The organism is Propionispora vibrioides (genome assembly GCF_900110485.1).
In the GTDB taxonomy this organism is placed as follows: Bacteria; Bacillota; Negativicutes; order Propionisporales; family Propionisporaceae; genus Propionispora; species Propionispora vibrioides.
On the sequence record NZ_FODY01000002.1, the window covers coordinates 161,322 to 173,628 of the forward strand.

The 12,307-nt window shown below is 48.8% G+C and carries 6 protein-coding genes; all 6 read right to left on the reverse strand.

What is annotated here, in order from left to right:
• Positions 1-196 precede the first annotated feature (196 nt).
• A complete protein-coding gene (locus BMW43_RS02710; protein WP_177173437.1) occupies positions 197-3,679 on the reverse strand; it encodes a bifunctional glycogen debranching protein GlgX/4-alpha-glucanotransferase in 3,483 nt (1,160 codons plus the stop codon).
• Between the two features lie 159 nt (positions 3,680-3,838).
• Positions 3,839-5,284 carry a glycogen synthase GlgA gene (gene glgA, locus BMW43_RS02715; protein ID WP_091743866.1) on the reverse strand — a complete coding sequence of 482 codons (1,446 nt, stop codon included), beginning with the start codon at positions 5,282-5,284 and terminating at the stop codon, positions 3,839-3,841.
• A 2-nt stretch (positions 5,285-5,286) separates the two neighbouring features.
• A complete protein-coding gene (gene glgD / locus BMW43_RS02720; RefSeq protein WP_091743867.1) occupies positions 5,287-6,402 on the reverse strand; it encodes a glucose-1-phosphate adenylyltransferase subunit GlgD in 1,116 nt (371 codons plus the stop codon).
• Between the two features lies 1 nt (position 6,403).
• The gene (locus tag BMW43_RS02725; RefSeq protein WP_091743868.1) at positions 6,404-7,609 is read right to left on the reverse strand and encodes a glucose-1-phosphate adenylyltransferase; all 1,206 of its coding nucleotides are present in this window, start codon (positions 7,607-7,609) and stop codon (positions 6,404-6,406) included.
• 57 nt (positions 7,610-7,666) lie between these two features.
• Positions 7,667-9,568, reverse strand: a complete 1,902-nt coding sequence (glgB, locus tag BMW43_RS02730) for a 1,4-alpha-glucan branching protein GlgB (protein ID WP_091743978.1) — start codon at positions 9,566-9,568, stop codon at positions 7,667-7,669.
• 141 nt (positions 9,569-9,709) lie between these two features.
• Entirely contained in the window at positions 9,710-12,166 is a 2,457-nt protein-coding gene (locus tag BMW43_RS02735; RefSeq protein WP_091743869.1) for a glycogen/starch/alpha-glucan phosphorylase, read from the reverse strand.
• Between the last annotated feature and the right edge of the window lie 141 nt (positions 12,167-12,307).

Here is a 12,307-nt window from a genome sequence, read left to right on the forward strand (position 1 = left end):
AATGGTAAAACTGCACTTTTGTCAAGAAAGATCTGCCTGTTAAAACTAACGGGCAAGCCCATTTTTCCCTAAAGAAGAAAAGAACAGAACTTCCTTTCCGGACTGATATTTTTTCAGCCGGTAAGCAAGAAAATCACCGGCTCAGATAAAAAGGCTGTACGACCTTAAGGTCGGTACAGCCTTTCCAAATCCAGCCTCAGCGGCGACAGCGTTCAACCAAAGTGGCCAGCCGTTCTGCCAGCAAGGAAGTCCACGCTTCCTTCCGGCAACGCCACTGCCAGTTGCCTCCTAAAGTGCCAGGGCGATTCATCCGTCCCCGGCTATCCAGACATAAAAGATCCTGCATCGGAATAATTGCCGTATTGGCGTTACTCTGATAGGCATACTCGATAAACCGCCAGCAAAAAGTTTCACTATCAGTGCCTTCCGGCAAATCCAGACAAGTCAGCATGAATTGAATCATCTCCGGCTCTTCGCTTAGTGCCTGTTGATACCAGCCAACCGAAGTATCATTATCATGGGTCCCGGTATAGATCGCCGCATTCTGCTCAAATACCGGCGGCATGCAAGGCCCTGTCTTATCGCGGTAAAAGGAAAACTGCAGCACCTTCATGCCAGGAAAACCGCAGGCATGTTTTAAATCCTCCACAGCCTTGGTGATCACCCCCAGGTCTTCCGCAATGATCGGCAATGTCCCCAGATACCGTTTTATCGTCTGAAAAAAACCAACCCCCGGCCCCTTGACCCATTTACCATTAGCTGCTGTAAGTTCGCCGTAGGAAATTTGATAATAATTTTCAAAGCCCAGGAAATGATCAATCCGTATCCGGTCAACCTGTTTGGCCAGTACAGAAAACCTATCTCGCCACCAGGCGTAGTCGTCTAGCTCCATTCGCGCCCAGTCATAATGCGGATTGCCCCAGAGCTGCCCGTCTGCCGTAAACCGGTCGGGCGGCACGCCGGCAATCGTGACAGGCCGGCAGCTTGCATCCAGCTTGAACAAATGACGGTTGGCCCATACGTCAGCACTGTCATAGGCGACGAAGATCGGTATATCGCCAATAATCCGAATGCCCCGCTCATTGGCATACCGTTTTAGTCCGTCCCACTGCTGATAAAAAACATACTGGAGAAACAGATGATAATCAATCTGTTCTTTTAACAGTTTCCGGTAGCGTTCGAGCGCCGCCGGTTCGCGCAGGGCAATATCCGGCTCCCACTCATTCCAGGCCTTTTGCTCAAAATGATCCTTCAACGCCATAAACAGGGCATAGTCCTCCAGCCAGGAGGAATTCTCCCTGATAAAGTTCCGATAGGTTTGTTGCGGACGCTGCTGGCTAAATCGGTAAAAAGCCTGACTCAGCAGCTTTTCTTTACTTACTTTAACGTTCGCAAAGTCTACCTGATCGGTAACCGGGAGTTTGTATGACTCCAGCTCCTCGCTAAGCAGCCAGCCCTCTTGGGCCAGAAATTCCGGCGATATGAGCAGCTTATTGCCGGCGAAGGCCGACAGGCATTGATAAGGAGATTCGCCGAAACCCACCGGATTAAGTGGAAATACCTGCCAAAGTTTCTGCCTGGCGGCCGCCAGGAAATCGACAAAAAGATAAGCTTCTTTCCCTAAATCACCAACCCCGTAGGGAGATGGCAAAGAGGTCGGATGGAGCAAAACGCCGCTTTCACGGGGAAAGGCGCTTTCCTCCCGTCTTAGCCATACCTGGGCTTCCAGTGGTTTAAGCACCACATTCAGCTTTCCTTCGCATACGGTAATAGGTTCATAGTCCTGCAGCAGGCTGGTAAATGTCCCGTACAGATTATCAAGCCGGTCCAGCGTGACCGGAATGGTCCGGCGGGGATTGCGGTTGAATAGCACCAGCGCCGCCGCATCCGGTTCGGCCGCACCAAACACATCCCGGCCATTTTCGATCCGCCGGATATAACCGTAAATATCACCGCCGGCATAGAGCAGTTCCCAGGTACCGGTGGAAAAAACGGGATGCGCTTTACGCAGGGCAATAATTTTCTTATACCAGGTCAAAAGCGCCTGATCTTCCCGCCCCCAGGGATAGGTACCGCGGTTGTAGGGATCCCGATAGCCTTCCAGACCGGCCTCATCGCCGTAATAGACTGCCGGCACGCCGGGAAACGTCATCTGCCATAAACTGAGCAGTTTAAGCCGGGCCAGGGCCAGCTGCCGTTTTTCGCTGTCCAGCCGGAACCGCGCCTGTTTGCCTACAGAAATGGTGTCCCCCGGCGGCGCTTCACCCAGCAAAGTAATAATGCGCGGTACATCATGGCTGCCAATCAGATTCATTAAAGCATAAAAATTTTCTTTCGGATAGTTTTCACACAGACTTAACAGTGCACTATGGGTTTCCTCCGCATCCTTAAGTCCCAGCACAAAATCCAATAGGATTTTCCGGAACGGGTAATTCATAACCGAATCCAGTTCATCGCCCCATAGGTATTGCCTAAGCTCACTATAGGCAGTCTTAAGCGAAGCATCCTCCCATACCTCACCGATCAGCACATTGTCCGGGTCAACCTGTTTTAAGTGGGTACGCAATTTCTTAATAAATGTATCAGGCAGTTCGTCCGCTACATCCAACCGCCAGCCCCGGGCTCCCTTTTTCAGCCAGTGCTTCACGACACTGTCTTCGCCTTCGATGATAAAGTCAACGTAAGTAGGTTCCATCTCCCGTACATTAGGCAGCGTGTCAATGCCCCACCAGGCCTCGTACTTCTCCGGATATTCGGTAAAGCGATACCAGGAATAGTACGGTGATTGCGGTGACTGGTAAGCGCCGGTGCCGGGATAACGTCCTTCTTTGTTAAAATAGAGGCTGTCACTGCCGGTATGACTGAAAACACCGTCCAGAATAAAGGAAATGCCTCTTTTTTTAGCTTCCCGGCACAACTCTTCAAAAACAGCCTCATCGCCCAGCATAGGATCAATTTGGTGATAATCACCGGTATCGTAGCGATGATTACTGGCCGACTTGAATATAGGATTCAGGTAAACCACATCAATGCCTAATTCCTGCAAATAAGGCAGTTTTTTTATAATTCCCTGCAGATTGCCGCCGAAGAAGTCATAATACATGATTTCCTTGGTATCACAATCCCGGACATAGTACGGGACATTATTCCAGTCGGTATGAATCATACTGTTAGCCGGAGCGCCGCTCACCTGGCCATCTTTGCCGTTATAGAAACGGTCGGGAAAGATCTGATACATCACACTCTGTTTAAGCCAGGCCGGTGTTGTCGCTCCCTGTTGATAGACCGTTATCTGATAAGACGCCGGTGGTTCCCGGTATATCCGGCCACAGCCGCCCTGATTGCGCGGATTGTTCCCGTAATAATAAGTTCGTTGATATTCTTCGACAATAAAATAATACCATAACAGGCCCGGATTCTCCGGTGCCGTCAATTCACCCTGATAAATGCGGCGCTCCTCGGATTCGTCCAAGAGCTGCATGTCAATTTGTCGTTCTCCTGTCTTATCCTGCCATAACCGCAGTACAACCCTCGTTGGTTCCAGCCAATTGCCGACAGCCAGCCGGATCACGACCTTCGTACCACAAGCCACGGCGCCAAAGGGATTACGAAACTCCATTAAATGAGAATTGTGCAACATCCACTCTTGCTTCACTTGCAGCTCCCTCTCTTTCGGCATACAGTTCCTTCATTACGGCAGCATTTCCACCCCTGCCGGAGGATACCGTCTATGCAGCCTTGCCGTCCGATCCTCTCTTATACTTATGCGGGTACAACTTAGATATGCAAGATCAGTCCATCAACGATACATCACCGCCAATGGACTGACCCTTACTACTTATAGTTCATGATTGACAAGTTTTTGATAGACATCTAGATATGCCTGAGCGGAAGCATGCCAGCTAAAGTCCTTGGCCATCGCATTGCGAACAATCTTCAGCCAATTTTCCTTATCATAATAGTACCGGATGGCTCTCCTGATGGTAAACAGCATATCATGGGCATTATAATTATCGAAAGTAAACCCGGTTCCCTGACCAGTTATTCTGTTAAACGACTGTACCGTATCTTTCAGACCGCCTGTTTCGCGGACAACAGGCAAAGCTCCGTAACGCATGGCAATCAACTGCCCAATACCGCAGGGTTCAAATAGCGATGGCATTAAGAACAGGTCTGCACCGGCATAAATCTGGTGGGCCAGTGCGTCGTCAAAGAAAATATTGGCCGAAACCCGGTCCGGATACCGCCAGGCTGCATGCCTGAACAGTTCCTCGTATTTACCCTCACCGGTGCCCAGCACCACAAGTTGAATATCTTCCGAGCCCAATAATTCAAAGAGAATATTGGCAACCAAGTCGAAGCCTTTGGGGCCGACCAGGCGGGACACAATGCCAATGACCGGAATATCAACTCGGGGAAGTCCCAGCTTCTCCTGCAGGCTGCGCTTATTCTTCTGTTTCAGTTCCGGTGAGTTGGCATCGTAGTGGGTGTGCAGCACGGCGTCGGCAGCCGGATCGTATTCGTTATAGTCAATGCCGTTAATAATACCGATCAACTGCTTCCGTCGATGACGCAACAAACCGTCCAGCCCCTCCCCGAAAAAGGGGTACTGTATCTCTTCGGCGTAACTGCGGCTGACAGTGGAGATCAGGTCGGCAAATAGTAAGCCACCCTTCATGAAGTTGACACTGTCATGATATTCGATGCTGCCGTTATTAAAATATTCCCAATCAAGCCCCAAAATATCCGGTACAATCTCTTTGGCGAAACGGCCCTGATACCGCAGGTTGTGAATGGTAAACAGTGTTTTCATCTGCTGGTAAAACGGATTCAAACGGTATTGGGCCTGCAAGAACACGGGAATCAGTGCCGTATGCCAGTCGTGGCAGTGTAAAATGTCCGGCTGGAACCCAAGGACCGGCAGGCACTCAAGCACCGCCCGGCAAAAATAGGTATAGCATTCGGCTTCATCATGATGTCCGTATGCTGCCGGACGACTGCCAAAGTAGTATTGGTTATCGACAAAATAACAGGTAATCCCTTCATATTCCAGCTCTTCAATGCCGCAATACTGCTTGCGCCAGCTAACAGCCACCTCCAGGGTTTGTTTAAGAACCATCTGCCGTTTATACTTTTCCGGAATAACGCCATGTTTCGGCAGTATAACGCGCACGTCGACGCCCTGTTTTTTCAATTCGCGCGGCAATGTACCGATCACATCGCCTAATCCGCCGGTCTTAACAAACGGGACTGCTTCAGCTGCAGCAAACAATACTTTCAACACGATTAGATCACCATCCCTTTCTTAATAACAAATGGATAATGGGCATCCCCTCTCAAATGCTTCCCGGCGGCCACCTGAACATCCTTATCGCACACTACGTTTTCCAAAACAGTGCCGGCAGCAATCTCGCACTTTTGCATAATGATACTGTTTTTAACATAAGCACCTTCCGCCACTTTGACGCCCCTGAACAGGATGCTATTTTCCACTTTGCCGGCGATCCGGCAGCCACCGGACACCAGCGAATTGGAAGTTTCAGCGCTTTCAAAATACTGTGAAGGCGGTTCATCCTTAACTTTGGTGTAAATAAAGCCTTCCCGGAAGAACAATTCCTGCCAAACTTCAGGTTTTAGTAAATCCATGTTATGTTTATAGTAGCTTTGCAGCGAGTGAATCCGGGCCACATAGCCGTTATAGGGATAACCGCACATATTCAGGTTACCGATATTTTTGATAATACAATGTTTAATAAAGTCATAATCGCCATGAGATACGCAGTCCCTGATCAGACTGATCAGTAATTTCTTCTCCATAACGAACATTTCCATACAAAGCTTCTTATTGTGAGAAACATGGGGCTTTACCTGCATGTCAACGACCCGGCGGTCCTGATCAACCTCGACCATCAGCGACTGACTGGCGTCCTCTTCGGAATAATCCCTTTCACTGTAAATGATGGTGATGTCAGCGCCCTTTTTCTCATGGTAATCGATAACCTGCCGGTAATTCATATTGCATACCGTAATGGCACCGGAAATAACCACATATTTCTGCCTGTTGCGAATTAAATAGTCCATATTGCTCAGGAAGTTTTCCACATCACCGCGGTGCACCTCGCCCGGATAGGCCGAAGTAGCTGGCGGCAACAAAAACAGGCCGTCCCGTTTGCGGGCCAGATCCCACTCCTTGCCTGAACGCAAATGGTCCATGAGCGAACGGTATTTATGCTGGATCAGAATACCCACGTTGGTAATTCCCGAATTTACCAGATTGGACAGCGGGAAATCAATCAGCCGGTACCGTCCGCCAAACGGTACGCCGGCAGGAGGACGGTATTGTGTCAATTCATGGATATACCCATCCGGATCGTTAAGATTAATAATGCCCATTGCATCCATGCTATCGACTCTCCTCTTCATCGTCTTCCGGTTCCTCTACCGGTTCGTTCTTGTTTACTGCCGTATAGCCGGCAATCACTTCATCGCCGCCAACCATGACAATATCCCGTTCTGTCCCGTGCAGTTCCCCCTCTACCGTACTGCCTTCTTTCAATATCGCCTTTTGACCGATAATGGCTTTATTGAGCGTTACATTGGCTTCAATCTGCACATGGGACATGACGATGGAGTCTTTGATTTTTGCACCCGACCCGACGTAAACACCGGGGAAGAGGATGGAGTGCTCAACTTCGCCAAACACCATGCAGCCTTCGCAGACCATCGACTGTTTTACCTTGGCAGTCGGCGCGATGTATTGCGACGGATGGGTCGGATTGACCGAGTAGATGCGCCAGTCGGAATTATAGATGTCCAATTCCGGTTCAGGTTCCAGCAGGTCCATATTGGCCTCCCAGAAGCTGTCCACCGTCCCCACGTCCTTCCAATAGCCGTTGAAGGCATAGGCAAACATCTTTTGGCCGCCTTTGAGCATCTTCGGGATGATATCCTTGCCGAAATCACGGCTGGAGGCTTCATCCTTGCCATCTTCCAGTAAATACTGCCGTAAGACAGGCCAGTTAAAAATATATATCCCCATCGACGCTAAATTGCTTTTAGGGTTTTTGGGCTTTTCTTCAAATTCAATAATACGCCCTTCCTCATTGGTATTCATAATACCAAAACGGTCGGCTTCGTTCCAGGGAACCTCGATGACCGCAATCGTGGCATCGGCATCCTGTTCTTTATGATGCTTAAGCATCAATGAGTAATCCATCGTGTAAATATGGTCACCAGAAAGAATTAAAACATAATTAGGTTGGAACATTTCCAAAAAGTTAATATTCTGATAAATAGCATCCGCTGTACCTCTATACCATTCCGCTTCCTTTTCCTTTGCATAAGGCGGCAGGACATATACGCCTCCGTCTTTCCGGTCCAAATCCCAGGCACTGCCGATCCCGATATAGCTGTTCAGCGCCAGCGGCTTATACTGTGTTAAGACGCCTACTGTATCAATACCGGAATTATTGCAATTACTTAATGCAAAATCAATAATGCGATATTTCCCGCCAAATGGTACGGCCGGTTTAGCCAATTTTTGCGTTAAAATCCCGAGCCTGCTACCTTGCCCACCTGCTAACAACATGGCTACACATTCTTTTTTCATACTATCGCCCCTTCCAAGTACGTAACCAGTGCCAAGTTGAACTAAACTGCCATCACCTCACCTTTTTTCCTTATCGGGCTTTATATATAAAGTGGCTAACGGAGGAATCCGCAACGCCAGCGAATAGGGCTGGTTATGCCAGGCAATGGCTTGTGCTTCCATGTTTGCCGGATTCTGCTGTCCTGAACCTCCGTAACCTTCCCGGTCACTGTTAAAAATCTCCCGATAGCTGCCGGCTTCCGGAACACCAATCCGGTAGTCTTCCCGTACAACAGGCGTGAAATTGCAGACTATAATCAGGAAATCTTCCGGGTCTTTGCCCCGGCGGATGAAACTGATCACACTTTGCGAAGCATCATTGCAATCGATCCACTGAAAACCATTCCATTTAAAATCAATTTCCCACAGTGCTTTTTCCGTTTGATACAGATGGTTCAAATCCCGCACATAATCCTGCAACTGACGGTGCTTGTCATGTTCCAACAGATGCCAGTCCAGACTGTGGCGGTCCCGCCACTCGACAAACTGGCCAAACTCACCGCCCATGAACAGCAGCTTTTTGCCGGGATGACTCATCCAATACCCGTAGAACGCCCTTAGATTGGCAAACTTTTGCCAATAGTCGCCGGGCATTTTATCCAGCAGGGATTTTTTTAAATGTACCACTTCATCGTGCGATAAAGGCAGAATAAAATTTTCGGAAAAAGCGTACATCAAGGAAAACGTCACCAGACTATGGTGCCATTTCCGGCTTAGCGGATCAAGGGCCATATAACGCAGCATATCATTCATCCAACCCATGTTCCATTTAAAATTGAAGCCCATACCACCCTTATCGGTCGGCCAGGTAATCATCGGCCAGGAAGTGGATTCTTCGGCAATCATCAAAACTCCGGGGTGTTGGGCAAAAATCACCTGATTGGCGCGGCGCAGAAGCTGCATAGCGTCCAGGTTGCCGTCTTCCCCGTATTGGTTCGGCGACCATTCTCCTTCTTTTTTACCGTAGTTCAAATACAACATATTGGCGACCGCATCTACCCGCAGTCCGTCAATATGATATTCATCAAGCCAGAACAGCGCATTGGAAATTAAAAAGCTGCTGACTTCGGGCCGGCCGAAATCGAAATTGCAGGTTCCCCATTCCCAGTTCTCGCTGCGCTGCGGATTATCCGATTCATACAGGCAAGTCCCGTCAAACAGGCGCAAGCCATGAGAATCCTTGCAAAAATGGCCGGGAACCCAGTCCAATATGACCCCGATTCCCTTTTGATGGCACAAATCAATCAAATACATAAAGTCTTCCGGACGGCCGTACCGGCTGGTGACCGAATAATATCCCGTAGCCTGATAGCCCCAGGAGGCATCCAATGGATGTTCGGCTACCGGCAACAGCTCAATATGGGTATAACCCATATCCACCACATATTCCACCAGTTGATTAGCAATATCGCGATAGGTCATCCAGTCGTTTTCCAGCGTCCGGCGCCACGAGCCCAGATGAACTTCATAAATGACCACTGGTTTTTCCAGAATCTGATTTTCCCGTTTTGCTTTCTGCCAGGCTTCATCCTGCCAGGCATACTCGCTTAGGTCATAGACAACCGATGCTGTGTCGGGACGCAGTTGGGAATAAAACGCATACGGATCAGCTTTAAGAAAACTGCTGTCACTATAGGTATGAATTTCAAACTTGTACAAATCGCCCTTGGTCAAGCCGGGAACGAACAGTTCCCACACCCCCGACTGAGGCACCCGCTGCAGAACATGGTAAATCCCGTTCCAGACATTGAAATCACCGACTACCCTTACCTCTTTGGCGTTAGGTGCCCATACGGCAAACCGTACACCGCTCACACCATCCTCTTCAACAAGATGAGCCCCCAACAGCTGATAACTCCGAAAGTTGCTGCCTTCATGAAATAAATACAGATTTTCTTCCGTCAACAGGGAAATATTCATCTGATTCATCAACCTCCTTGTCACTTTCTGCCCTGCAGATTGGCCAGACAGTCCTTAATAACAAACAAGGAGATACGTCGGCAATTCTCATGCTTCTATATCTCCTTGACAGGGTTCAGGCTATCTTATTAGCAGCTTTCTCTACAAACGGGGAATCTCAGCAGGTTTTACATTCCAAATACCAATGGCATACTCGGCAATACTGCGGTCACTGGAAAAAATGCCGGCATGGGCGATATTATGAATACTCATTTTAGACCAGACGCCTTGATCCCGGAATCTTTGGTCCAAACGCTCCTGGGCTGTCGCATAATCATCAAAATCCTTCAATACGAAAAACTCATCGTTATCACGGAGCAGCGAATCGAAAATCGGTCTGAATTCATCTTTGCCGCCGGGAAGATACCCATTGACCAGTTGATCGAGAATCAACTTGATCCGCTTGTCATTATTGTAACAATCATAAGACTTATAGCCACCGTAGCGGTAAAAGTCAATAACCTGATCGGAATTAAGACCGAAAATGAATATATTGTCATCACCGACAGCGTTTCTAATTTCCACATTGGCGCCATCCATCGTACCCATCGTAACCGCGCCGTTCAGCATGAACTTCATATTGCCCGTTCCCGAAGCTTCCTTGCTGGCGGTGGAAATCTGCTCGCTGACATCGGAGGCCGGGAAAACCATCTCACCCAATGATACACTGTAGTTTTCCAGAAAGACAACCTTAAGCTTGCCTTTAATCGAAAGATCGTTATTAATTTTATAAGCCAGCATATTAATCAGCTTGATAATCTGTTTGGCCAGATAGTAGCCTGGCGCTGCCTTGCCACCAAACAAAAAGGTGCGCGGCACAATATCCAGGTCGGGATTGTCCTTCAGGCGGTTGTACAGGTCCATTACATGCAAAACATTCAGGAGTTGCCGTTTATAAGCGTGAATCCGTTTGATCTGTACATCAAAGATGGAAGCAGGATCGACCAGCACATCATACTTTTCTTTAATATGCCTGGCCAGATGCTCCTTGTTCTGCAGCTTAACCTGCTTAAGCTTTTCCTGCACCGAGGCATCGGAGTCATACTTCAGCAAATTGGTTAAATCCTCCGGATGCTCCACCCAGCTCTTACCAATGGTATCGGTCAACACCTCCGCCAGGCCCCGGTTGGCTCTTAGCAGCCAGCGGCGATGAGTAATCCCGTTTGTCTTATTATTGAATTTGTGAGGCATATCTTCATAATAATGGTGGAACAGATGTTTTTTCAATATATCCGTATGAAGTGCTGCCACACCGTTGACGCTGAAGCTGCCTACCACGGCCAGCCGCGCCATATGGACCTGCTCATCGGCGATAATGGCCATCTGGGCGATTTTGTCCCAATTGCCGGGATAGCGCTGCCACAAACGGCGACAGTATCTTTCGTTAATCTCTTCGACAATCATATAAATGCGGGGCAGCAAAGTCTTAAACATCTGGACCGGCCATTTTTCCAGCGCTTCCGGCATGATGGTATGATTGGTGTAGGACACGGTGCGGGTAGTAATATCCCAGGCATCATCCCACCCCAGCCCTTCCTCATCCATCAGTATGCGCATTAATTCCGGTACGGCAACAGCCGGATGAGTATCGTTGATATGAATGGTAACCCGGTCAGGCAAAGCCCGGATAGGGCCCCGCCGCTTCTTGAAACGCCGGATGATGCTTTGTATGCCGGCCGAAACGAAGAAATATTGCTGTTTGAGCCGCAGCAGGCGGCCTTCATAAAAATTATCCTCAGGGTAAAGAATCTTGGATATTCGCTCCACCGAATGCTTGTACTCCACGGCTTTTAAATAGTCACCCCGGTTAAAAGTAGGCAAGTCAAACTCACCTTCAATGGGTTCCGCATTCCAAAGGCGCAGCGTGTTGACCGTATTATTCTCATGGCCAATGATCGGGACATCATAAGGCACGGCTAATACCGGCTCATAGCCCTCATGGATGAAGGTCAGCTTATTGCCTGTCGCTTCGGTACGGACATGCCCGCCAAAGCGAACTTCCGTCGCCCGGTCACCGCGGCGATATTCCCAGGCATAGCCGTCTTTCAGCCAATTGTCCGGCAGCTCCACCTGATGACCGTCAACAATTTTTTGTTCAAACAGGCCATAGCGGTAACGGATTCCGTTGCCATGACCGGGCAGCTTCATGGCCGCAATGGAATCCATAAAACAGGCCGCCAGACGGCCTAAACCGCCGTTACCCAAGCCGGCGTCAGGCTCGGCTTCCGTCAGTTTATCTATATCAATATCCAGTTCTGCCAGCGCGTCGCGGCAGACATCATGAACTCCCATATTAATCAGGTACATGGGGAGTAGCTTGCCTAAGAGAAATTCCATCGAAAAATAATATACCTGCTTACGGCTCTTTTCACTGTAATCCCGGTTGGTAGCCACCCAGTTCTGACTGATCCGGTCCCGCAGCACACCGACCAGCGCTGTATACTTATCATTATTACTCGCTTCTTCCAGTTCTTTGCCATGTAAAGTCTGTAACTTGTACAAAAAATCCAGCTTGAATTTTTCCGTCTCCCGCAAATGCTTCTTCGTCTCTCTAGCCATGATTAACCCTCCAGCCGCAGCAATATGTACCTTCGACTTCTGTTTGGAATTATAGTATGACTAATGGAATATTACTGATAAATCTTCGCTACAGCCCAGGAAAATCCTTCTATTTACGATAATGTTACATAGGGCACAAAG

What these genes read in the sequence shown, in the direction of transcription:
- BMW43_RS02710 (WP_177173437.1), bottom strand. Translation starts at nt 3,679, where the DNA reads ATGCCGAAAGAGAGGGAGCTGCAAGTGAAGCAAGAGTGGATGTTGCAC.
- glgD (WP_091743867.1), bottom strand. Translation starts at nt 6,402, where the DNA reads ATGGATGCAATGGGCATTATTAATCTTAACGATCCGGATGGGTATATC.
- BMW43_RS02725 (WP_091743868.1), bottom strand. Translation starts at nt 7,609, where the DNA reads ATGAAAAAAGAATGTGTAGCCATGTTGTTAGCAGGTGGGCAAGGTAGC.
- glgB (WP_091743978.1), bottom strand. Translation starts at nt 9,568, where the DNA reads ATGAATATTTCCCTGTTGACGGAAGAAAATCTGTATTTATTTCATGAA.
- BMW43_RS02735 (WP_091743869.1), bottom strand. Translation starts at nt 12,166, where the DNA reads ATGGCTAGAGAGACGAAGAAGCATTTGCGGGAGACGGAAAAATTCAAG.